This is a genomic window from Clostridium oceanicum (assembly GCF_039521385.1).
GTDB classification, from domain to species: Bacteria; Bacillota; Clostridia; order Clostridiales; family Clostridiaceae; genus Clostridium_F; species Clostridium_F oceanicum.
The window spans coordinates 611,370-635,796 of record NZ_BAAACG010000010.1 but is presented as its reverse complement, the minus strand read 5'-3'; the positions used below and the strand labels follow the sequence as shown (position 1 = coordinate 635,796).

The following is a 24,427-nucleotide window of genomic DNA, read 5'->3' as shown; positions in this document are numbered from 1 at the left end:
ATTTATAAACCCCTCATAAGATTGAAATCAAATCTTATAGAGGGGTTTAAATTTATTTTTTATTTTCCATGTAGTCTCTCCAATTTCCACTTGGAATATATATAAATTCATCTTTAAAATTTTCTTTGTCTTTTTCACTAAGATTGTATAAATAGCTATAAGCTTTTTCAGTAATTATTTCATTATCTTTAGATATTTTTACTTCTATTACTTTTCTATTATACTCATTAGAGCTATCATTTTCTCCAAAGAAATGCTCCATTTTGTCCATTAAATTTAAATTTTCATCCCAATTTTTTATAGTAATTATTTCACCTAATATATCATCATTTCCTGGAAGTAAAGCAGGATATCCTTTTTTAGGCATATGATATAGTTTACCTTTGAAAGTTGCTTTTTCAAGAGTTATTACTTGATCTTTTAAATATTTATCATAATTATAGAAGTCTTCCATTAAAGTTCCGTAGACAAATAACTTTTGTATCATTAGAAAATTTTACCCCCTACTGATTTTATGTCTTTTTCATTTTCTAAAGAAGCTTTTATAGCAAGTTCTAAAGCTTTAGTTATATTTTCTACAGCCATACTAGGAGTATTTCTTTTTTCTATTACTTGAGCAGGTATAAATGGAACGTGGATAAATCCACCTCTTATATTTGAGTATTTTTTATCTATTAAATAAAGTAAACCATACATTAAATGATTACATACAAAAGTACCAGCAGTGTTTGAAACTGAAGCAGGTATATTATTAGATTGTATTTCTTTTACTATTGCTTTTATAGGCAAATTTGAAAAATATGCATTTTTACCATCTTCAAATATAGGTGTATCTATAGGTTGATTTCCTTCATTGTCTTTTATTCTAAAGTCATCTACATTTATAGCTACTCTTTCTATTGTCATATCATATCTTCCACCAGCTTGCCCAATGCAAAAAACTAAATCAGGGTTATGCTTTTCTATACATTCTTCTAATTTTTCTACAGATTTTTTAAATACAGTAGGTATTTCACATTTTATTATTTCTGCTCCATTAATTCTATCTTTTATTTTTTTTACTGCTTCTAATGCAGGGTTTATTTTTTCTCCTCCAAAGGGATCAAATCCTGTTATTAATACTTTCATTATGTAATTCCTCCTAAAATTAAAGTTAATATATAGTTATTATTTACTTATTTTCTAATTTTTATATAATTTTAATAATATTAAAATATATAAAAAAATATATGCTTTTAACAAAAATTATATAATATTTTTGTTCTATGGTCAAATTACTTTATTTTAAATTTTTGGAAATTTAATCTTTTTAAAAAAAGGTATAGGTTAGTAGATAATATTATATTATTAATTCAGTATAGGCTATTATTAACAGAATATTAAGAATAATGACCAGTTGATTTGCAAACTTTTAAATTTTGTGCAACAAATGAATTTAAAGAAAAGAAATTATTCATAAAATATTGAAAAATGTCTTGAAAAGTCGTATAATTATGTAAGACATGAATAATTTTAGGGTCAAATGTCATTTTGGAGGGATAATATGAAACAAAAGAAAAAAATGTCGTTAACTATTAAAGTTTTATTAGGATTATTTTTAGGGGTAGGTTTTGGTATATTAAGTAATATAGTACTTGAACCTCAATTAAATAAAGAAATTGTTAGATGGGTTTTAGATCCTTTAGGTAATGTATTTCTTAGAGGAATAAAGATGATTGTAGTTCCACTTGTTCTTTGTTCTCTTATATGTGGTACAGCCAGTGTAGGGGATATTAAAAAATTAGGTAGAGTAGGAATTAAAACTTTATTATATTATACTTTTACAACTGCAATAGCTATAACAATAGCAATGGTTGTTACTAAAGTTATAAGCCCAGGAGTTGGTGGACAAAGTTTAATAGCTGGAGCTACTGAATTTAAATCTTCTAAGGCTCCATTTATAATGGATGTATTTGTAAATATGGTGCCTACTAATCCTATAGAATCTTTAGTAAAAGGTGAGATGCTTCAAATCATAGTTTTTGCAATAATATTTGGAATTTCTATTACCTTAATAGGTAAAAAAGCAAAACCACTATTAGATGTAGTTGAACAAATAAATGAAGTTTTATTAAAAATTATTGGAATAGTAATGTTATTTGCTCCAGTAGGTGTATTTGCTCTTATATCAAAAGTAATTATGCTTCAAGGGGTAGATGTTTTAACTAAACTTATAAAATATGCTTTAACTATAATATTGGTATTAGCTATACAAGCTGTAGTTGTATATGGATTAGCTTTGAAATTTTTAGGAAAAGTAAATCCAGTTAAGTTTTATAAAAAGTTTTGGCCAGTTATGGTTTTAGGATTTAGTACATCAAGTAGTAATGCTAGTATACCTATGAATATGGAAACTTGTGAGAAAAAATTAGGTACATCTCAGTCTATAACTAGTTTTACCATACCTTTAGGTGCAACTATGAATATGGATGGAACAGCTATTATGCAAGGTGTTGCTACTATATTTATTTCTCAAGTTTATGGTATACCTCTTACTTTTACTCAACTTTTAATGGTTGTTTTAACAGCAACATTAGCATCAGTAGGTACAGCAGGAGTACCAGGAGTAGGTCTTATAACGTTATCTATGGTACTTCAACAAGTAGGTCTTCCTGTTGAAGGAATATCTTTAGTTCTAGGTGTAGATAGAATATTAGACATGATAAGGACAGCAGTTAATATAACAGGGGATGCATCTGCAACTGTTATAATGTCAAAATCAGAAAATGAACTGGATTTAGATGTGTATAATTCTTAAAATTTATATATATTTTAAATACTAATTAAAGTAAAAATATCTTTAAAATGAATTCTAATTCTTTTTAAGGATATTTTTTTATTGAAATATATTGAAATATGTTGTAACTGAATTTATAATTTCTTATTAATTCATAATATGAAGCAGCTATAGTCTATAAATTCATCTTACACTAATGTAAGATATCAGTTTTAGTTTGTAAGATTAATAAATGGAATTTCTATGGAATAAAGATTATAATTATAGTACAAATTTAATTTTGTAAATAGACTATAGTTTAATAAGAAACATTAAGGGAGTGAATAAATGAACATATTTCAAAAATTTATAAAAAGCTTTTATGATTTTAAAGCTTATATTGAATTTAAAAAACAATCTGGAGGAAAAGCACTTATATATGTAATATTAGTTTCTGTTTTATTTACAACTTTAGCTTTTATGAAACCTATATTTAAAGTAGCAAATTCTGTAGATAATTTTAATATAGAATATAAAAACAAGATTCCTGAATTTACTATTAAAAATGGTAAATTAGATATAAAAAATGGAGATAAATTTAAATTAGATAATTTAGATAGTGAGGATTTAAAAATTGATGGTGAAAAAATTCATAGATTTGTTATGGATGATACAACTTATGGGAAAGAAGTTTTAGATAAATATGATTCAGGGATTTTTATGTTTGATAGTAGATTTGCTTTTAAATATAAAAGTGGAAAGGTAGTTAATTTAAATTATACAAGTATACCAGGATTAAATGTTTCAAAAAACCAATTATTTGATAAAATGAAAGGATTAGTTTCAAAAGGCAAAATTGCTATACCTATATTAATAGGAATATGTTTTTTAATAGGAGATCTGTTTAAAGCAATTTTAATATCAATTATAGGAATTATAATAAAAACTATATTAGATGTAAGTTTAAGATTTAAAGATATTTATAAATTAACATTATATGCATTAACCCCAGCAATCATTTTGAGAAGTTTAGCAATAGTATTTTCCTTTGAATTTTCAACATTGCTTTTTTCTATGATATCATTAGTATATTTATTATTAGCAATCAGAGCTATAAAAATAAAAGAAGAAGAGGACGAAGAAGAGTTTTTTCAATAAAATCTATAGTCTTTAATGAGCTAAAGAAGAGATAGTTTAAATTTAAACTATCTCTTCTTTATATATTTAATGTAGTTTAATCTTTTTTATTTTAAATAGAGTTTTAATTTTCATCATCAGTATTAACAAATTTTTTAAGATTAGAAAGAGTTATTTTAGTTTCAGCGGTGGTTTCACCTAGTAAACTTGCGATTTCTTGAGCTACTCTCATTTGTTTTTCAATAACCTCTTGTGCAGCAGTAAATGAAGTCTTTTTAAGTTCTTTCATATTTTGTTTGTTTTTTTCAAGTTCAGTTATATTTATCATAGAAGCCATGAAAATATTTTGCTTAGGTATATATATAATATTTTCTATAAAGACTAAATTATAGTTATTGCAATGAACTTTTTTACCTAATAAATTTTTATTAGTATTTTTAACATATTCAAAATCTGTTTCATCCATAAGGATACTTATATGCTTGTTTTTTATGGCGTTTTTTTCAACGCAGAAGGCTGTTTCTACAGCAGGATTAATTTCTAATATATTTAAATTCTTATCTAGTAATATTACACAGCTAGCAGTATTTTCAAATATTATATTAGAAATACTTTCAGCTTTATTTCTCATATAATGAAGGCACATAGTAGGCTCTGCCATACCTTTAAGAATTGCTTTTGCTTTTTCACGACAGGTATTATATCCACATACACCACAATTAAGTTCATCTTCTTCACTATATTTGCCCATAGATTTTAAAGTATCTTCCATTTCTTTTTCTGAAAAGATTATATCTTCCAAACTTTTATCTATAAAGTTTTTAGAAAAGTTTTTTATAGATAGGTCCTTTTCTTTTTTATTTAGTTTTTCATTAGATATTAATGTTCTGTTTTTTATATAGTTTTCAACTTTTTCTAATTTATTATAGTATATATGTTTGTTTTGTATCATATCAGGACCACCAATACAACTTCCTTTACATATGCTTACTTCAATGAATGAGTTTTTCATATAGCCCTTTTTAATATTTTCAAAAACATCAATACAGTCATAAACGCCGTCTACTGCTATAGGTTTTATATTGTTAAATTTCAAACTATCTTTTATATTATTACAGATACCACCAGGAATAGGATAGTGAGGTCCTGAATTAAAAGAATTACAGTCAAAATCTATATCAGGAGAAGATTCTATATTAATATTAAAATCATCTAATAATTTAATGCATTCTTCATAAGTTATTACAGCATCTAAAATGTTATCTTTATTATGAAGTTCATATTCAGTTTTTTTAGCAGAACAAGGGCCTATAAATATTACAAAGGCGTCTTTACCATACACTTCTTTTAAGGTTTTGCAGTGACATGCCATTGGAGATAAAATTGGAAGCATATATTTTATTAATTCTGGGTAATATTTTTCTATTAGCATATTAGAAGAGGGGCAGGCTGTTGAGATATAGTAGGGCATTTTATTATTGTTTATAAATTTTTCGTATAGTCTACTTGTTATATCTGCGCCTAAAGCAGTTTCTTCTACATAGCTTATACCTAAAGTTTTTAAAGCTCCTATTAATTTTTTATAAGAAAAATTAAAATTTCCTGCAAAAGATGGTGCTAAGGATACAATTATTTTTTTATTATTTTTTAAAGCATTTTTTAATTTATTTATATGGGTGTTAACTTTTCTTGCGTTTTGAGGACAAATAAGTACGCAGCGACTACATAGTATACATCTATCATTTATTATTTTTGCTTGCTCATTTTTAAATTGAATGGCTTTAACAGGACAAGAGCGAAGGCATTTATAGCAATTCTTACAATTAGCTTTAGTAAATTTTATATAATCCATTTTCCTTCCTCCTAACTAAATAAATTTGTAAGTATAATTATATATAGTATAGGTCAACATGTTTACCTAATTTTTTCATATGATCACAAAGCTGTTTTATTAACTTTAGTTTTATGGTTAAATCTAAAGGTAAATCAGGATTTTGGTGAGCAGGATTAACTGCACTACCAGCCCATATGTTAAGATGGGTACAGTCTTCTATTAAAAGTTTTACAAGCTTTGATGCTGCATCATTTCCTGAGATATCAGGAATATTATTTTTTTCATAAAAAGGATTAGAGTAATTTTTTATTAATTCTACAGCTTTGTTTAAAGTAAGTACTCCTTCTGTAATTAAGTCAATACCTTCCATAGTAGCAGTTGGTGGTAAATCTGTATTTTCAAAATCTAAATTTACTTCTAAGGTTTTGTTAAGTTCTCTTTCAGCAATATTTGCAGCAGTACCACCACAAATAACCTTTTTACCTTTTCCTTTCATAAATTCAGATATAGCTAATTTATCATTACAATCCTCTTTAGGAGGGCCTGTGAATAAATCAACATACTGGGGGCTTTTTACTTTCATGGATACTACTGTAGTATCATCTCCAGGTTTACCATCATATAAGTTAAAACAGACTTCTAAAAGATCTTTGGTAATAAATTGTGCTGTAGCATTTTGTAAGCTTCTTCTTTCTAAATAGTCTCGTACATTACTCCATTCCCATCCTAAATTAAGAATTTCTCCTAAACCAGCATGAATTACTCCGTCGCTTACTATTGTTATTAAATCTCCATCTTGAAGATTTATATTACTTTCATAAACTGTTTTATCTTTTATCTTTATTTCTTTTTTAGGTATTTCTAAAAATTTATTATTTCTTATTATAAGTAAAGGAGGATTATCATATTCTGCAATATATGTTTTACCATCCTTATATATTTTTATTATGGTAAAAGTAGAGTAGGCGATATTTCTTACTTTACAAATAGGTAGAGTATTTACTATAGTATCTACAGTTTCATATATATCGGCCCCTTCTTTAAGCATAGTTCCTGCAATTTTAGAAGTAAGTGTAGATAAAATATTTGCTTTAACTCCACTACCTAATCCATCTGATAAAACAAGTATAGTACAATCTTTAAGTCTTATTACATTTACCATATCTCCACATAGTTCTTCTTGAAATTTATTTAAACTATCAAAAGCAACTTCAACAAATAAATCCATTTTATATCTTTTTATCTCCTTCCACTACTTTTTTTAATTTAGTTAATGTAGTTTTTGTTTCAGCAGTAGTTTCACCGAGCAAACTAGCAATTTCTTGAGCTACTCTCATTTGTTTTTCAATAACCTTATGAGCAGCATCTATAGTTTCTTCTTTTACCTTTAAAAGCTCCTTTTTATTTTTTTCCTCTTCAGTAACATTGAACATAGAAACCATAATCATACGTTGTTTAGGCATATATACTATAGTTTTTATGAATACAACATTATATTGAGGATAGGATAGCTTTTTTCCTATGATGTTTTTTTGAGTTTCTTTTACATATATAAAATCTTCGTCATTTATAAGAAGAGATATAGGCTTGTCTTTTATATCTTTAGCTTTTACTAAAAAAGTTTTTTCAGCAGCAGGATTCATTGCTTTTACATGCATATTTTCATCTAGTAAGAATATGGAATTAACAGTATTTTCAAAGATAGCATTAGTTAAATTTTCTGCTTTATTTCTCATATAATGAAGGCACATATTAGTTTCTGCCATACCTTCGTATATAGCTTGAGCTTTCTCAAGGCAAGTATTGTACCCACAAACCCCACAGTTAAGTTCATCTTTTTTACTGTATTTACCTAAACTTTTCATTATCTTTAAAAGTTCTTCTTTAGGTGCTTTCTTTTTTTTAAAGCTTTTATCATGAAATTTTACTGAAAAATCTATAGAACTTGGAATAGTAGGAAGCTTTGTAAGGGTGTTTTTATTTCTGTTTTGTATATAATTTTTAACTTTATTTAATCTATAATAGTATAAAGATTTACTTTTGCACATATTAGGACCACCGATGCAACTACCTTCACAGCTGCTTATTTCTAAAAATGTATTTTTAATATATCCCTTTTCCATACTTTTTAAAGCCTCTATACAGTCTTTTACTCCCGTTACTGCAATTGAATTTAAGTTTTTATTACAAAGAGTATCTTTAATAGAATCTATTATACCGTTTTTCATTGCAAAAGTTCTAATTTTTTTATAGGTATTTTTATCAAAATCTCCTAAGGGTAAGTTTTTTATATCAATATTAGAAATTTTTATCCAATTTTTTAATTCATCAAAATTAATTACTGCATCAATAGCTTTATCTTTTTTGTATATATCTGATTCTGTTTTTTTAGCAATACAAGGTCCTATAAAAACTACAAAGCTATTTTGTCCATAAAGATTTTTTAACATTTTACCATGTGCTGTCATGGAAGAAGAAATAGGCATTAGATATTTTATAAGATCTGGAAAATATTTTTCTATTAAACTTACAACAGAAGGACATGTTGAAGAAATATAATTATTTAATTTTGTTTTTTCTATATAGTTTTTATATAATTCTGAAACAATTTCTCCTCCTAAGGCAGTTTCTTCTATATTTGAAAAACCTAAGGATCTAAGAGCGGATATAACTTTACCTTCATCTATGCTGAAAAATCCAGGGAAAACCGAGGAAATACTAGCTACTACTTTTTTTCCAGAAGAGATGGCCTTTTTTATTTTATTTATATCTTGGACATCTTTTTTTGCGTTTTGAGGACAAATTACTAGGCAATTTCCGCAGGATATACAACGTTCTTCTACTATTTCTGCTTTTTCATTTTGAAATTTAATAGCTTTAACAGGACATGATCTTAGGCATTTATAACAGTTTCTACAATTGGAACCGGATATATCTATATAGTTCATCTATTCATTCTCCTTTAACTTACCTAATATTACATCATGGAAAAATTTATCAACATTGGACTCGTTTACAGAATAGATTTTATCTTCAACCTTAACAGAAACAGCTTCTGTACAATGACCTAAACAAAAGGCTCCTTTAATTTCTATTTTATTTTCTAAATCTTTATCAGAAATCATTTTTTTAAAACTAGAGATTACTTTATAAGAACCTTTTAAATGACAAGCACTCCCGACACATACATTAATTGTAATCATTTGATATAATCACCTTCTAATTTTTTTTATATGTTTATAATAATTTTACAATAAAAGCTTGAAAATTAATATAATGAATTTTAATTTAAGATATTATTAAGAATTTTGTAACTAATTTGTATAGATTTTAACATTAGAAATAGGGTATTATTTAATTAAAGGATTATAAAGGGGATATTTTATGAATAAGATAGTAATTACTGTTGTTTCAATAATTGTGATAGCATCTATTTTTATATTTTCCGGATATAATATAATATTAGCTACTATGAGTAATAAGATTCCTAAATTTTTTATGATTGCAGCCATGTTAATCTTAGTATTTATAACTATAGCTATATTATATACTGCTCTATATAAGAATACAAAAAGTTAATATTTGTATATAAACTACGCATTATTTATTGTTTTACATAATATATATTATTATAGTATAATTATACTTATATTGCTTTAGAGAGGGGTATAGGTATATGATTATAGCCGCAGAAAATTATATAGATTCAATTATGAAAATGCTTAAGCTTTGTAAGAAGGACATGTTAATCAAAGGAAATAGTCAGTGGGATGCTGATTATCCAGATAAAAAAACTTTAATAGAAGATATAAAAAAAGAAAATCTATATGTGATTATGGATAAAGAAGAATGCATTGCTATGATTTGTTTAAATGAGGATCAATCTCCTGAATATAAAAAATTAAAATGGGAGTTAAATGATGAAAATGCTCTAGTAGTCCATAGGTTAGCAATAAACCCCATACATCAAGGGAAAGGTTTAGGAAAAAAGATTATGGAATTTGTAGAAGAACATGGTTTAAGTAATGGATATAAATCTGTAAGATTAGATACATATTGTGAAAATGAAATAGCAATAAATTTTTATGAAAAATGTGGTTATAATATAATAGGAGAAGTTAATTTTGAGGGTAAGCATTTACCTTTTAAATGTTTTGAAAAGATATTAAAATAATGTCTTTATAGGGAATATCCAGAATATTCTATGAATTGTGTAAAAATGGGAGTTAAAGGGAGAATTGATTGTATGAAAAATAATAAAAAATCTACTCAAAGCTATTTACAGCTTTTTCAGATTATTTTAGGTGTGTTAATATTAGTAATGGCTTTTGCAATAATATTTAATAACTCTATAAATTACATAGGAAAATTTAAATTTAATAATATAATATTAGTTTTATTAGTGGTACTTAATGTATTAAGTGGAATTAATGAATTTAAATTTAAAAAAGATAAAGCAAAAGGGTATTTTTATTTTATGATAGGAGCAGTTATGTTAGCTCTTTTAATAATTTCATTAGTAATTATTAAATAGAAAATTTAACATATAAAAAGATAGGCTATTTTAAGTCCTATCTTTTTTTGCTTTGTATAAAATATATAAATTTTTCAATAAATCTATTAATAATAGACTTATATAAAACTAATTATAATTAATTTCTAATTTTTGCATTTAGATTTTTAAAAAGGACATATTTTATGAAAAATTTTAAGTTTTATCTATTAGAATATTTAATATTGTTAAGAGAAATACTAAATTTAATATAAATATTAAATATACTATTTGGAGAGATTGTATGGATAAATTAGAAAAACCTATAATATGTGTAAGTAAATGTTTAGGATTTGAAAATTGTAGATATAATGGACAAATGTCTAAAAGCTCTTTTATAGAAAAGTTAGAGCCCTTTGTAAAATTTGTTACTGTGTGTCCAGAAACATCTATAGGGTTAAGTACTCCAAGGGATACTCTTAGGCTAGTTAATAGAGAAGGGAATACAAAAATATTACAACCTTCTACTAAAATGGATTTGACTGCATCAATGTGCGAATTTTCTAAGGAATTTTTATCAGTTTATGATGATATTGATGGATTCATTTTAAAAAGTAGATCTCCATCTTGCGGTATAAAAGATGTTAAAGTATATAAAGGGGCGGATAGAGGATCGGCTTTTTCTAAAGGTACAGGTATATTTGCAGAGATTATAAAAGAGGAATATCCAGAATTTATAATAGAAGATGAAGGTAGACTTACAAACTATAAAATAAGAGAAAACTTTTTAACTAGAGTATATACATTATATAGATTTAAGAAGGTAAAGAGTGAATATTCAATTAAAAAACTAGAGGAATTTCATTATAAAAATGAGTTACTCCTTATGTGTTGTAATACTAAAGAATATATTATTTTAAATAATATTTTAAAAAAAGATGATATTTATTCAAATTATAAGGTTATTAATGAATACGAAAAACATTTAAAAAAATGCATAAAAATAAGTGCTAAATATACATCTAGGATAAAGATATTAAAATATGCATTAAATTTTTTTAAAAAAGATATAAATAAAGAAGAGGAGATTTATATACTAGATTCTATAGATAAATATAAAAATGGTAATTTGCCATTTTCAACTCCCTTATATTTAATTAAATCCTATGCTGTAAGATTTAATATAGAATATTTAATAAATCAGACTTTTTTCAAGCCATATCCTGATAATATTATGGAAGTTAGAGATTCAGGAAAATCCATATAATAAAAAAGACTTCAATTAGAAGTCTTTTTTATTATTAAGGGAATTATAAGTTTTTTTAGTAAATTTATAAGTTAACTAAAACTTTATTTGAAAAAGTTCCTATTAGATTAACTACTTTGTAGCATACTTATAAATTTAGATGATTCTTCTCCAAATCCTGCAATGACCAGAACATCACCTTCTAATATAGTAGAGTTACCATTAGGTATAATCTTTTCTGTATCCCTTAATATTAAAAGTATTCTGCAGCCAAAGGGGAATTTTACATCCATTAAAGGTTTATTAAATATATCTTTGTTAAGAGGTACCACTTCTCTTATATATATTTTTTTAACATCAAATTTATTTAACTCTTTAAAATTATCTGTTTTTAAAATTTTATTAAAGATTAAAGGAAATAATAAGCAAGAAATAACAGTAGTAAGTATTAAAGTAGAATATAATTCAGTATTTATAAGTTTTAAATTAAAGGCAATTTGATCTCCTACTATCATTACACTAAGTTGACTAGACAAAATAAAAGAAGCTGATATTGTTTTGTTTAATCCATATTTATATTTTAAAAGTAAAGAAGGTATAAGTTTAATAACATATATAATTATTAATATAATAGGTATACTTAATAAATATTTAGGACTAGTAAGTATAGAAGATATATCTAATTTTACACCTACCATTATAAAAAATATAGGAATTAAGAAGCCATAGCCTATTATATCTAATTTGTATTTTAAGTCTTCTTCTCTACTTTTGTCAGTTAAAAATGTGAAAATTACTCCAGCTAAGAAAGAACCTAAAGCTATTTCAGTTCCTACTTTATGAGAAATAGTAACAAGTATAAGCATTAATGCAAAAGCTGCCCTAACTTCTATATGCATATCATTTCCCAGGAAAACACTAAAGTCATATTTGTTTTGAAACCTTTTTAATATTATATATATTAAAAATGAACTTAGTATAATTACTAAGAAAAGAAAGCTTTTATAACTTAAACCATAACTAATTTTTGAAGAAATAACAGTCATAGCAATCAAGCTTGTAAACTCTGCAAGTAAAGAATATATTAAAAGTATTTGACCATATTGGGTTTTAAGTATACCTTTTTCCTTTAAAAAAGGAACTAAAAATCCTGGAGCAGAGGCAGAAAGTAAAAATGTCATAAACCACACGCTTTTTATAAGGCCAAAAGAATAAAGGATTTTACATATAACAAAAGATATTCCAATTGAAATTAAACACATAATTACACATAAAAGTACATAATTATATCCTGTAGCTTTTTTAGACTTTCCTACCTTTATGCTATGAACATCAATTTCTAATCCGCTTAAAAACATTAAATATGCAAGACCTAGATTTGATAAAAAATCAATCCAAGGGTCTACATGGATTAAGTTTAAAAAACTTTTTCCTATAATTATTCCTATAAAAAGTTCTCCTACTACAAAAGGAATTTTGTATTTTTTAAAAGCACTTATGAATAAAGGGGTTATAAATGCAAATAAAGCTAAAATTAGTACCGAATCATAATTTATGTTTTCCATTAATTAAGTCACCTCTCAAATTTATGATTAATATTTTAAATAGGTTTTAGAAAATTATAACATAAAATTACAATAGTATATATTACTAAATTGTTATAATCTATTAACTTTATTTAAAATATTTTTTACCATTATGGCTAAAAATATTTTATAATGTTTAAGTAAAGGATTTTAAAAGTTTTTTATAGAAATAAAAAAATATAGAATTTAAGGAGGTAAGCTTTTGAAATTTGACTTAGCACTTCAGTATATGCTTGTATTAGCTATAGTAGTTCAATTTGTATTATCATTTATAAAAGGGAGAAGTTCTAGTAAACATATAGGAGAAATTGTTTTAAATTTAAAAAGAAGTATGATTAAACAAAATTTTTTATTGCTTCTTATAATAGGAATTATTTCTTATTCAGTTTATTCTTTGGTGAAATCTAGTGATTCTGTTTTAGGGATGCTTATAGTTATATATTTATTACTTTGTGTGTATGATTTTAGTAAACTAAAGATTATAACAGAAAAGGGTTTAGGAAATAAGAGTTTATATTCTAAAGTAGTATATGATTTTGCAAAGTGGGATGATATATTAGAATGGGAGTGGCATCCTAAAAATCCTAATTTATTATTTTTTACGGTGAAAGTTAAAAATAAAAAGGATAGAAGAGATTGGAGTATACTACCTACAGATAAAGAAAAAGTTGATGAATTATTAAAAAAATATATAGGAAATACTTATGTAGAACATACATTAGAAGAAGAGGATAAAGAAAAAGATACTACTGAAAATTAAAATAATAAGTTAAAAGGGAGGTATCTATAATTGAAAATAGGGTTATGTCAAATGAAGGTTTGTAAAGATAAAAAGACTAATGTATTACATGCTATTGATATGATAGAAAAGTGCATTAAAAAAGGCGCAGAAATAGTAATATTGCCTGAAATGTTTAATTGTCCATATGATAACAAATACTTTAGAGAATATAGTGAAAAAATAGAAGAAAATAAAATGGGAAGAACTATTTCTACATTAAAACAATGTGCTTTAAAAAATAAAGTATATATTATAGCAGGGTCTATACCAGAAATAGATGAAAAGGACAGAATTTTTAATACTTCTGTGATCATTGATGATAAAGGAAATGTGTTAGATAAACATAGAAAAGTTCATCTTTTTGATATAGATGTTAAAGGTGGAGTTAGATTTAAAGAATCAGATACCTTAACTGCTGGGAATAAATGTACTGTAGTGGACACTAAATGGGGTAAAATTGGACTTATGATTTGCTATGATATTAGGTTCCCAGAATTATCTAGAAAAATGGCTTTAAAAGGAGCAAAGATTATTTTTACACCAGCAGCTTTTAATATGACAACAGGTCCTTCTCATTGGGAAACTCTTTTTAAAAGTAGAGCCTTAGATAACCAAGTTTATATGGTTGGAGTATCGCCTGCAAGAGATGAAAATAGTACTTATGTAGCTTATGGTAATTCTTTAGTTACAAATCCTTGGGGAAAAATAATAAGTAAATTAGAGGAAAAAGAAAATATATTATTAGTAGATGTATCTTTGGAATATGAAAAAGAAGTAAGAGAACAAATACCAGTTTTAAAGCACAGAAGAGAAGAGGTATATAACCTTTAGGTTGTAATTATAATATTTTCTTTTAAAAATGGATGAATTTATATTATAGAATGTTTATTTTAAGGTCTATAATTTTATAGTTTGAAAATGCTAGCTTTAGTTATTATAAAGCTAGCATTTTAATTATAATACTATAATTTTTTTAATGAGCTCATTAATTTAAAACAAATAGACTTAATTAATAATAAGGTATTTGTTTTTCTAAATAAGTGATTTGTCAGGTGTTACAAGTATTTTTAAATGTTTTTTTCTATGAGGACCAATTAAAGTTTTAAAACCTTCTTCAACTATATCATCTAGAAAGATTTTTTTAGTTATATATTTACTTCCTTCAATTCTTCCGTCTTTTAAAAGAGCAAGAGTCATTGGAAACTCGTGTCTATATCCTAATGTTCCTAAAATAGTTTTTTCTGTGAAGAGAATAGAATTAGGATTGAATTTAATAGGAGATTCCCAAAGGCTTGTTATAACTAAAGTACCATCAGGTTTTATACTATCAATACCAGTATCAAAGCCTATTTGAGCTCCAGTTGTTTCAAAAGCTACATCTACACCTATACTTTCTGTAAGTTTTCTTACTTCAAAAGGTATATTAACTTCATTTGGATCAAAAACGTAATCTGCTCCTGCTTTTTTAGCATATTCTTGTCTTATTGATTTTCTTTGTAGAACAATAACAAGTTTTGCTCCAGATGCTTTTAAACAATCTATAGTTGCAAGTCCTATAGGGCCAGCACCTAAAACTAGAGCTGTTTGTCCTGCTTTAAAATTAGCTCTTCTAGTAGAATGAAGTGCTACTGTTAATGGTTCTGTTAAAGCTGCTTCTTCATAAGATACAGATTGTGGGATTTTATAAGTAAAATCTTCATTTACCACAGCATATTCTGAAAAACCTCCTCCGGAATTTCCAGAAAACCCTATACAAGCTATTGAAGGGCATAAATTATATTTTCCGCTTTTGCAAGAGTTACATTTTCCGCAAACTATTTGAGGTTCTCCTACAACTCTATCACCAATTTTAAATTTAGTTACTCCTTCACCAATTTCTACAACTTCTCCTGAAAACTCATGACCCATAACTACTGGTGCTATATCTTTAGTTAAAGGATGAGGAGTTTTAGTTGGAATAACAAAAGGACCTGATGTATATTCATGTACGTCAGAACCGCATATCCCAGCCCATTTAACTTTTATTTTAACTTGTCCTTTATTTAGTTTTGGTTCTTTAGTTTCTTCTATTCTTATATCATTTTTTTTATACCATAAAGCTGCTTTCATAAAAATCTCTCCTTTATATAGGTTTAAATAAGTATTGTGATACATAAAAATACTTATATGTTTAATTTTGTTATTACTATATTATTATACAAATTAAGATATATTACATCAATAAAAATATATATTATTTAGCTAATATAATCACAAAAAGTACTTTTAAGTGTAATTTTTTTAAATAATGTAAAATTTTTTGATATTAGTAAATATTTTGTATATAATAGAGTTATCAGATAAAGGAGGAATTTATAATATGAGAATAGCAGACGCTATAGTTAAATATTTAGAATTAAATGAGGTAAAATACGTTTTTGGGATACCTGCAAGTACATTTTCAGGAATTGATGATGCACTAAATGATACAGATATAGGATACATTGTAACAAAGAATGAAGCAGGAGCTTCTTATTCTGCTACAAAATATGCTGATTTATCAAAAAAAATAGGTGTTTGTTTATTAGCAGGGGGTGTTGGTGTAAACAATGCTATAAATGGAATTGCAGATGCTAAAAGAAACAAATTACCTTTATTAATAATTAGCGGAGATGTAAATTCATTTTATAAAGGTAAAGGAGGAATTCAAGAATTTGATAATTCTAAAACTCTTGGAACTATAACAAAATACTCAAAAAATATTGTTGATGGTAATGAAGCACTTAATGAAGTTGAAAAAGCTATTAAGATTGCTTTAACACCACCATATGGACCAGTTTCTTTATCAATACCTTTAGATATTCAAAAGAGTGAGTTTAAAGGACAATTGCCTCTTAAAAAACTTCATATTGAACCTAAAGAATATGATGAAAATATGTTAGATAAAGCTATAAAAGAAATAGATAAATCAAAAAAAGGAATAATTTTAGTTGGAAGAGGTACTAGAGGTCTTGGAAAAGAAGTTAAAAGCTTAAGTGAAAAACTTAAATGGCCAGTGATTTCTACACCAAATGCAAAATCAATAGTTAACACAGATTTTAAGTATTATTTAGGGAATTATGGATTTTGTACTGCAGATGGTGCCATAGAATATGTAAGAAATACAAAAATGGATTGTGTTCTTATTCTTGGAACTTCATTAGGACAAGCAGCTACAAGAGACTACAATGAAGAGCTTGTAGCTAATAAAAAAGTAATAAGAATAGATTGGGATAAAAATGAATTTAATAAAGTATTTAATGAAGATATATCTGTTGAATATGATTTGAAAGAAGCAATAAAGATAATAAATTCAAAAATTACTAAGAAAACAGGTGAATTTAAAAAACCTGAGATGAACAAACCTTATGTAAGAAATCATACTGGAATGTCATTAAGATTAGTAATGGAAAAAATATCTGAAATTCTTCCTAAGGATTCTTGTGTTATTGGAGATATTGGGGATTTTTGCAACTATATATTTAAATATATGCCTATGAGAGAAGACATGGATTGTCAAACTAGTATAAACTATGCATCTATGGGAAATGCAGTAGCTGGTAGTATGGGATCTTATTTATCAAATCCTAATAGAACATATGCAGCTATATTAGGTGATGGTTGTTTTTATATGAATGGTTTAGAAATACTTACAGCTAAAGAATACAATATGCCAATTATATATTTTGTAGTAAATAATTCTATGCTTGGTCTTGTTAATAATGGACAAACATACTGTTTTGGTAGAGGATGCAAAGGTAAAGTTAAATTTTCAAAGAATAGTATAGCATCTGTAGCTGAGTCTTTAGGAATTGATTCAGTTAGAGTAAATAAATATGAAGATTTTGATTTAATTAAAGATAAAATGTTAAATAGACATAAGCCTTTAGTTGTAGAAATTATAACTGATGGATCTGAAATAATGATTGATCCAGATAGGCTAGGTGTAATAAGTGATGATTCTAAAATGTAAGTTTAAATAGGTTTAAAGAGGGAGGCGTTAAAGTGTATAAGATATTTGATAAGTTATTTAGTGAATTAAAAGAGGTATTAGATTTAGATGCAGAATTTGCTTGTCACAAGGTGAGTGAAGGAAGAATATGTCCAGTATATAAAAATGATACAACTGAAGTAGGGTTATGTAGATGGAAAGAATTTCATGCTCAGAATCCTGTATATATAAAAAATGATGAAATACTTACAGAAATTATAAGTGAAAATAAGAGTATAGGAATAAGTAATCTTGATGAGGACGGAAGAAATTATCCATGTTTTAAAACATTTAATATAAAATCTATATATGGAGGTCCTATAGAAAAAGATAATACAGTAGTAGCTATTATAGTTATAGCTGTATTGAATGATTATTATGAATTTACAAAAGAAAAAATTGAAAAATGTAATGATATCATAAAAAAATATAATGATGTAATAGTTGGAACAATTTTATAAATAATTATGCTTTAAAAATATTCAATAACTAATAATATAATATTAGTTATTGAATATTTTAAATATACCTAGGTATAGTAAGTAAAGAGATTAAATACAGAAAAAAGCCAGTATATTTCAATTACTGGCTTTTCTGTATTTATAATATATATTTTTTAAAATTAGGTACAACTCGATTACAAATTAAGCTGTAAAACTGTCGCAATAGATATCAAAGTCATTTATAGAATTATTGTCTGAAGAATAAACTTCATTTAAGCTTTTTATGAAATCTTCTTTAGACATTCCAGAATCGTCTATAAGACAATCTATTTTATTAATCATATTTTTAGAAAGTTTATTATAAGTTTTATTCATATAACAACACCCCTTAATTAATAATATATAGTATATGCAAATATATTATGTATACATTTACATAATGTGTTTAAATCTTCTTTACAATATATAGTATAACATAATGAAATTTAAAAATCAATATATAATATGCTTAATATTTTAATAAGTGTATTATATATATAATGGTAAAAAAATAAACTATATATATAATAATGTTAAATATGTTTTTAGAAAATATAAAATATTTTAACTAATGTGTAAGAAGGGGAAAAATGTGTTATTATTGAATACGATATATAGAAAATAAATATGATAAGTATTTTTTTATAGAAAGGATCTAGACTGATGAAAAATTTTGTTTTTAATTTAACTGTTGTATTTCAGTTGTTTGTTTTTACTATAACGTTGTACTATTTAGGTCTTTCTTTATTTGGATTATATAGGAAGAAAGATAACGGTAGTAGCAAGTGTAAACCAGAAAAAAGATTTGCACTAATAGTTGCTGCTCACAACGAAGAAACAGTTATAAGTGAAATAATAGAAAGTTTAAAGGAGTTAGATTATCCTAAGAAATTATATGATATTTTTATAATTGCAGATAATTGTACAGATAATACTGCTAAGATAGCAAATCAATATGACGATGTATCTGTTTTTGAGAGAAATGTACCAGAAAAAAGAGGAAAAGGTTATGCTTTAGAATGGATGTTTGCAAAGATATTTGCAATGGACAAAAAATATGATTCCATAGCTATATTTGATGCAGATAACTTAGTTTCTAAGAATTTTCTTACAGAAATGAATTATAAATTATTACAAGGTTATAAGGTAGTTCAAGGATACATAGATAGTAAAAACCCTAACGATTCCTGGATAACAGGATCTTATTCTATAGCTTTTTGGACAGCTAATAGATTGTTTCAATTAGCTAGAGCAAATGTTGGTTTGTCTAATCAAATTGGTGGAACAGGTTTTTGCATGGATACAGAAATATTAAGAAAATTAGGATGGGGAGCCACTTGTTTAACAGAGGATTTAGAATTTACTTGTAAATTAGTGTTGAATGGACATAAAGTTGGCTGGGCCCATAATGCTTTAGTATATGATGAGAAACCTCTAACATTAAAACAGTCTTGGAATCAGAGAAAAAGATGGATGCAAGGATTTACTGATGTATCTTGTAGGTTTTTTGGAAAACTTATAAAAAAAGCTTTTAAAGAAAAAGATTTTGTATCATTAGATTGCGCATTTTATACAGTACAACCTTTTGTTACGGTTTTATTAGGTATATCAGCACTGCTTACACTTGTGCAAAATAATATGCAGCAAGGAGCTAATATATTTGTAATAAACTATTTGTTTAATCCTTGGGTTTGGAAAACATTTAGTATACTTCAATTTTTATTTACTCCTTTAATAATGCTTTTAGAAAACAAACTTTCTAAAGTTATGTTTGGTGTTTTTTCTCTTTATTCTTTGAATGTATTAATTGGTGGGTTTATATTATCTGATTCTCCAGAGTTTTATCAAGTAGCTACATACACAACTTGTTATTTGTTAATTTTTGTGTTGCTTTTATATATATTTGATAAAAAACATTCTCTTAAGATATTCGCATGGTATTTATTATATGGAATATATACAGTAACATGGATTCCTATAACTATACAAGGTATATTAGATAAAAATAATAAAGAGTGGAGTCATACTAAGCACGTAAGAAAAATGAGTATACAAGAATTAGAATAAAAAATAAGATATATCAAAATTGTAATTAAGATTTTGGTATATCTTATTTTTTTATAATTACAAGTAATATTAAAAAAGTGATGTTTTCTAATATATAACAACTTAAAATATTATTATATGTTATTTTATAAGTCTATATATTTAAAAACTATATATTTTAAAGGGTAAAAATCATAAATATAGAATATTAATAGGAGTGAATAAGGAGGTAAAAGTATGAGAAAAAATGTGATTATAGATATATTAAAAAGAGAAATGGCTCCTGGACTTGGAGTTACAGAACCTGCAGCACTTTCTTTAGCTTCTTCAAAAGCCTATGAAACTATAGGAGGAAATATAATCAGTATAAAAGTTATAACCGATAGAGGATTATTTAAAAATGGATTTTCCTGTTCTATACCTGGAACTTTAGAAAAGGGAAACAAAATGTCTATTTTACTTGGAATAACTGGCGGAAATTCAAATTTAGGTTTAAAAGTATTAAATGATATAACAAAAGAAGATATAGATAAAGCTAAGAAACTTTCAAAGGAAGATATAGTAAAATTCAGTATTAAAGAACATTCAGAAGGGTTATACATAGAATGCATTGTTAATACTGACAAAGGATATTCAAAAGTAATTATAGAAGGTAGTCATGACAATATAGTTTTAATTGAGAAAAATAATAAAACTATATTTAGAAAAGAAAGAAAAGAGACAAAAGATAAAGAGTGTTCTAAGCTGGGAAGTATAACTACTATGACTGTAAAAGATATGCTAGAATTCGTAGAATCTGTAGATTTAAAAGATATAGATTTTCTTCTTAAAGGGGCAGATATGAATAAAAAATTAGCATTTGAAGGGTTTAAAGGTAAAGGTATTGGACTTGGAAAGCTTCTTATAGATAATGCAAAATCTAATGGTACTTTAGAAAATCCAGAAGTTTATGGTGAAATACTTACAGCTTCAGCAGTGGATGCTAGAGTAGGAGGAGTAAAACTTCCAGCTATGACTATAACAGGAAGTGGAAATCATGGCATAATATCAACTATGCCTATATTAGCCGTTTACGAAAAGGAAAAATTATCAAAAGAGAAGTTAGCTAAATCTATAGCTCTTAGTTATTTGGTGAATATGTATATAAAAGAATATTCAGGTAAACTGTCTGCATTTTGTGGATGCGCAGTAGCAGCAGGAACTGGAGCAAGTGCTGGAATAACTTATATTTTAGGAGGAAATTTAAAACAAATAGAAGATAGTATAAAAAATATGCTTTCTAATATAACAGGTATAATATGTACTGGTGGTAACGAAGCTTGTTCTTTAAAAGCAAATAGTGGAGTGAAATCTGCATTTTTAAGTTCAAAAATGGCTCTTTCAAATATTGCTGTTCCGAGCTCTTGTGGAATAGCTTCAGATAGTGTAGAAAATATGATGGCAAATGTAGGCAAGATAGCATATCCAGGAATGGTGGAAACTGATAAAGAAATATTAAATATTATGGTTAATAATAGCTAAAGATTTAAATACTAGAATATACAAGGTTAATATGGTATAAAAACTATATTGTAAAGCATATGTGGTTTTTTATATGATAACTAACTTTGTATATTTTTTTTATAATTGATAAAATATAAGTGGACCTATATATATTGGATGGGAGGAATTTAGAAATGAAAGAATTTGAATTAAAATATGGGAGAGGAAAAGTTAAGTTTTCATTACCGGAAAAAAATGTTTTAGGTGTTATAAATAATAAAGCTTTAAAAACTGATAAAAATGAAGATGAAATTATTAAAGATGCTATAGAGAATCCTATTTGTAGTGCTCCACTTAAGGAACTTGTACACAAGGGGGAAAAGGTTTGCATAGTGATATCAGACATAACTCGTGCATGGCAAAAAATTAGCAAATACTTACCTTATGTAGTAGAAGAAATAAAAAAAGGTGGAGTAGAAGATAAAGATATAGTGTTTATAAGTTCTACAGGAACTCATAGAAAACAAACTGAAGAAGAACATAAAATACTTTTAGGGGAAGAATTGTATTCTAAATACAAAGTTATAGACCATGATTGCAAAGATAAAGAAAATTTAGTTTACACTGGTATGACCTCATACAACACTCCAGTTTGGGTTAATAAATTAGCTTTAGAATGTGATCATATTATATTAACTGGTGCTATAATATATCATTTTCTTGTAGGATATTCAGGAGGAAAAAAATCAATACTTCCAGGAATATCTTCATATGAAACAATAACTCATAATCATTCATTGTCATTTTGGGGAAAGCTAGGCGATGGAGAAAATTCTTATGTAAAGGCTGGAAATATAGACTGTAATCCTATTCATGATGATATGATACAGGCTGCTAGCTTTGTAAAACCAACATATATGTTTAATGTAGTTATGGGATCAGATGGTAATATTGCAGCTGCAGTATCAGGGAATTATTTAAAAGCACATGATGCTGGTAGAAAATATGTTGATATGATAGATGGTGTAGATATAGAAGAAAAAGCAGATTTAGCTATAGCTACTGCTGGTGGTTATCCTAAAGATATAAATTTCTATCAAACTTCTAAGACTATTTCAAATACAAGGGAAGCAGTTAAAGAAGGAGGAAGTATAATAATACTTAGTGAATGTAGTGAGGGCCTTGGTGGAGATGAAGGTGTTAAAAAGCTTCTTACTGATTTTAATAATATGTTAGATAGAGAAAAAGAGCTTAGAGATAGATATACTATTTCAAAACATACAAGTTATCTAGCTTGTGATACAGCAGAAAGATTTAATATGATTTTAGTAAGTAATATAGATCCTAGTTTAATGAAAAATACAAAAGTTAGAGTAGTTAAAACTATTGATGAAGCTTTGAATTTGGTTAGAAAAGAAAAAGGTGAGAATTTAAAAACTTACGTTATGCCTCACGCTGCAAATACATTACCAAATCTTATTAAATAGATATGGTTAAATAAAAGCAACTTTTCTTTATTTATAAGGAAAAGTTGTTTTTATTTGTGTAAAATTATATATTTTTATATTTTATATGAAGTTTTTGCTTATTTATGGATTATATTTGTATATTATAAGTATAAATCACTTTAAATTTTATCATAAAAATTATAAAATAGTAGTTGTGTAAATTAAATAATAGTAAAAGGTGAGAATATATGAAAGAGAGACTTCAAAAATATATGGCTTCTTGTGGAGTAGCATCAAGAAGAAAGTGCGAAAAGATAATACTTAATCAAAGAGTTAAAGTTAATGGAACTATTGTAGGAGAACTTGGAGTAAAAGTAGATGAGGAAGATGAAATTTTACTTGATGGTAACTTACTTCAAAAAGAAAACAATAAAGTATATATATTGCTTAATAAACCTAAAGGATATATATCTACAGTTAAAGATGAAAGAAATAGAAAAACTATATTAGATTTAATTAATGTTAAAGAGAGAGTCTACCCTATAGGTAGATTAGATAAAGATACTTCAGGAATTATAATTTTAACTAATGATGGAGAAATATATAATAATATAATTCATCCAAGAGAGGAAAAAATAAAAGCTTATAAAGCAAAGGTAAAAGGTAAAATAAGTTCAATAGATATTGAAAAATTTAAATCAGGAATTGATATAGGCGGATATATAACAGCTCCTTCAGATATAATAGTAGACAAGGTTAATTTAAATACAACGGAAGTTACAATAAAGATACATGAAGGGAAAAATAGACAAATACGAAGAATGTGCGAAGCTATAGGTCATGATGTTTTAGAGTTAGATAGAATATCTATAGGTAAAATTAAAAAAGGAAACTTGAGTTTAGGCAAATATAGAGATTTAACAAAGTCAGAAATTGAATATTTGAAAAATTTTAAATAATAAAATATGTTTAGATGAAAGAAAAATTAAATTTAATACCATAGAAATAATTTTTTTTATATTATATAATTCATAAAGAAGTTTGCTAAAATAATACAATTGTTATCATATAAGAGTAATATTAATATTTGAGTAAAAAAACAATGGAAAAAATATGCATTTATATGTAT

General features: G+C 25.9%; 23 protein-coding genes. 14 read left to right on the top strand and 9 right to left on the bottom strand.

Going from position 1 to position 24,427, the window contains the following annotated elements; genetic code table 11:
- Positions 1 to 52 precede the first annotated feature (52 nt).
- Entirely contained in the window at positions 53 to 487 is a 435-nt protein-coding gene (locus tag ABDZ71_RS13325) for a gamma-glutamylcyclotransferase family protein (protein WP_343762196.1), read from the bottom strand.
- The gene (gene pcp, locus ABDZ71_RS13320; RefSeq protein ID WP_343762194.1) at positions 487 to 1,128 is read right to left on the bottom strand and encodes a pyroglutamyl-peptidase I; all 642 of its coding nucleotides are present in this window, start codon (positions 1,126 to 1,128) and stop codon (positions 487 to 489) included. Before pcp ends, ABDZ71_RS13325 begins: the two co-directional genes overlap by 1 nt.
- Positions 1,129 to 1,543: 415 nt before the next feature.
- On the opposite strand from pcp, the gene ABDZ71_RS13315 reads away from it, so the two are divergent.
- Positions 1,544 to 2,797 carry a dicarboxylate/amino acid:cation symporter gene (locus tag ABDZ71_RS13315; RefSeq protein ID WP_343762193.1) on the top strand — a complete coding sequence of 418 codons (1,254 nt, stop codon included), beginning with the start codon at positions 1,544 to 1,546 and terminating at the stop codon, positions 2,795 to 2,797.
- Between the two features lie 306 nt (positions 2,798 to 3,103).
- The gene (locus tag ABDZ71_RS13310) at positions 3,104 to 3,913 is read left to right on the top strand and encodes a DUF1189 domain-containing protein (protein WP_343762192.1); all 810 of its coding nucleotides are present in this window, start codon (positions 3,104 to 3,106) and stop codon (positions 3,911 to 3,913) included.
- Positions 3,914 to 4,016: 103 nt separating this feature from the next.
- Here the strand turns inward: ABDZ71_RS13310 and ABDZ71_RS13305 are convergent, their stop codons facing one another.
- From ABDZ71_RS13305 to ABDZ71_RS13290, 4 genes are read right to left on the bottom strand one after another with little or no spacing between them, the layout of a single operon-like run.
- Complete coding sequence (locus tag ABDZ71_RS13305; protein WP_343762190.1) at positions 4,017 to 5,744, bottom strand: [Fe-Fe] hydrogenase large subunit C-terminal domain-containing protein; 1,728 nt, start codon at positions 5,742 to 5,744, stop codon at positions 4,017 to 4,019.
- Positions 5,745 to 5,781: 37 nt separating this feature from the next.
- Entirely contained in the window at positions 5,782 to 6,954 is a 1,173-nt protein-coding gene (locus ABDZ71_RS13300) for a SpoIIE family protein phosphatase (protein WP_343762189.1), read from the bottom strand.
- A gap of 1 nt (position 6,955) precedes the next feature.
- Entirely contained in the window at positions 6,956 to 8,674 is a 1,719-nt protein-coding gene (locus ABDZ71_RS13295; protein ID WP_343762188.1) for a [Fe-Fe] hydrogenase large subunit C-terminal domain-containing protein, read from the bottom strand.
- Positions 8,675 to 8,929 (bottom strand): (2Fe-2S) ferredoxin domain-containing protein, encoded by a 255-nt coding sequence (locus ABDZ71_RS13290; RefSeq protein WP_343762186.1) that lies wholly within the window; start codon positions 8,927 to 8,929, stop codon positions 8,675 to 8,677. It abuts the gene before it with no gap.
- Between the two features lie 181 nt (positions 8,930 to 9,110).
- Between ABDZ71_RS13290 and ABDZ71_RS13285 the strand changes: the two genes are divergently transcribed.
- The 4 genes from ABDZ71_RS13285 (at position 9,111) to ABDZ71_RS13270 (ending at position 11,485) form a co-directional block, all read left to right on the top strand.
- Entirely contained in the window at positions 9,111 to 9,305 is a 195-nt protein-coding gene (locus ABDZ71_RS13285; RefSeq protein ID WP_343762185.1) for a hypothetical protein, read from the top strand.
- Positions 9,306 to 9,402: 97 nt separating this feature from the next.
- Positions 9,403 to 9,900 carry a GNAT family N-acetyltransferase gene (locus tag ABDZ71_RS13280; RefSeq protein ID WP_343762184.1) on the top strand — a complete coding sequence of 166 codons (498 nt, stop codon included), beginning with the start codon at positions 9,403 to 9,405 and terminating at the stop codon, positions 9,898 to 9,900.
- A 72-nt stretch (positions 9,901 to 9,972) separates the two neighbouring features.
- On the top strand, positions 9,973 to 10,260 hold the full coding sequence (locus ABDZ71_RS13275; RefSeq protein ID WP_343762182.1) for a DUF6637 family protein: 288 nt from the start codon (positions 9,973 to 9,975) through the stop codon (positions 10,258 to 10,260).
- A 262-nt stretch (positions 10,261 to 10,522) separates the two neighbouring features.
- Positions 10,523 to 11,485 carry a YbgA family protein gene (locus tag ABDZ71_RS13270; RefSeq protein ID WP_343762180.1) on the top strand — a complete coding sequence of 321 codons (963 nt, stop codon included), beginning with the start codon at positions 10,523 to 10,525 and terminating at the stop codon, positions 11,483 to 11,485.
- A gap of 107 nt (positions 11,486 to 11,592) precedes the next feature.
- Here ABDZ71_RS13270 and ABDZ71_RS13265 read toward each other — a convergent pair whose 3' ends face one another.
- Entirely contained in the window at positions 11,593 to 13,029 is a 1,437-nt protein-coding gene (locus ABDZ71_RS13265) for a cation:proton antiporter (RefSeq protein WP_343762177.1), read from the bottom strand.
- Positions 13,030 to 13,252: 223 nt separating this feature from the next.
- On the opposite strand from ABDZ71_RS13265, the gene ABDZ71_RS13260 reads away from it, so the two are divergent.
- Both ABDZ71_RS13260 and ABDZ71_RS13255 read left to right on the top strand, forming a co-directional pair.
- Positions 13,253 to 13,810, top strand: coding sequence for a DUF5673 domain-containing protein (locus ABDZ71_RS13260; protein WP_343762175.1), 558 nt, complete (start codon positions 13,253 to 13,255; stop codon positions 13,808 to 13,810).
- 30 nt (positions 13,811 to 13,840) lie between these two features.
- On the top strand, positions 13,841 to 14,662 hold the full coding sequence (locus tag ABDZ71_RS13255) for a carbon-nitrogen hydrolase family protein (protein WP_343762172.1): 822 nt from the start codon (positions 13,841 to 13,843) through the stop codon (positions 14,660 to 14,662).
- A gap of 201 nt (positions 14,663 to 14,863) precedes the next feature.
- Here ABDZ71_RS13255 and ABDZ71_RS13250 read toward each other — a convergent pair whose 3' ends face one another.
- Entirely contained in the window at positions 14,864 to 15,940 is a 1,077-nt protein-coding gene (locus tag ABDZ71_RS13250; RefSeq protein WP_343762169.1) for a 2,3-butanediol dehydrogenase, read from the bottom strand.
- Positions 15,941 to 16,190: 250 nt separating this feature from the next.
- Here ABDZ71_RS13250 and ABDZ71_RS13245 point away from each other — a divergent pair, with 250 nt between their 5' ends.
- A complete protein-coding gene (locus tag ABDZ71_RS13245; RefSeq protein WP_343762167.1) occupies positions 16,191 to 17,822 on the top strand; it encodes a thiamine pyrophosphate-binding protein in 1,632 nt (543 codons plus the stop codon).
- 32 nt (positions 17,823 to 17,854) lie between these two features.
- Positions 17,855 to 18,301: a hypothetical protein gene (locus tag ABDZ71_RS13240; RefSeq protein WP_343762165.1), complete on the top strand. Its 447-nt coding sequence runs from the start codon at positions 17,855 to 17,857 to the stop codon at positions 18,299 to 18,301.
- A gap of 183 nt (positions 18,302 to 18,484) precedes the next feature.
- On the opposite strand, the gene ABDZ71_RS13235 is transcribed toward ABDZ71_RS13240, so the two are convergent.
- Positions 18,485 to 18,658, bottom strand: a complete 174-nt coding sequence (locus ABDZ71_RS13235; RefSeq protein WP_343762162.1) for a hypothetical protein — start codon at positions 18,656 to 18,658, stop codon at positions 18,485 to 18,487.
- A gap of 327 nt (positions 18,659 to 18,985) precedes the next feature.
- Here ABDZ71_RS13235 and ABDZ71_RS13230 point away from each other — a divergent pair, with 327 nt between their 5' ends.
- The 4 genes from ABDZ71_RS13230 to ABDZ71_RS13215 all read left to right on the top strand — a co-directional run bounded on the left by ABDZ71_RS13230 (position 18,986) and on the right by ABDZ71_RS13215 (position 24,257).
- The gene (locus tag ABDZ71_RS13230; RefSeq protein WP_343762160.1) at positions 18,986 to 20,389 is read left to right on the top strand and encodes a glycosyltransferase family 2 protein; all 1,404 of its coding nucleotides are present in this window, start codon (positions 18,986 to 18,988) and stop codon (positions 20,387 to 20,389) included.
- Between the two features lie 216 nt (positions 20,390 to 20,605).
- Entirely contained in the window at positions 20,606 to 21,889 is a 1,284-nt protein-coding gene (locus ABDZ71_RS13225) for an L-cysteine desulfidase family protein (protein WP_343762158.1), read from the top strand.
- 155 nt (positions 21,890 to 22,044) lie between these two features.
- A complete protein-coding gene (locus tag ABDZ71_RS13220; protein WP_343762155.1) occupies positions 22,045 to 23,337 on the top strand; it encodes a lactate racemase domain-containing protein in 1,293 nt (430 codons plus the stop codon).
- A 209-nt stretch (positions 23,338 to 23,546) separates the two neighbouring features.
- Entirely contained in the window at positions 23,547 to 24,257 is a 711-nt protein-coding gene (locus ABDZ71_RS13215; protein WP_343762153.1) for a pseudouridine synthase, read from the top strand.
- Positions 24,258 to 24,427 lie beyond the last annotated feature (170 nt).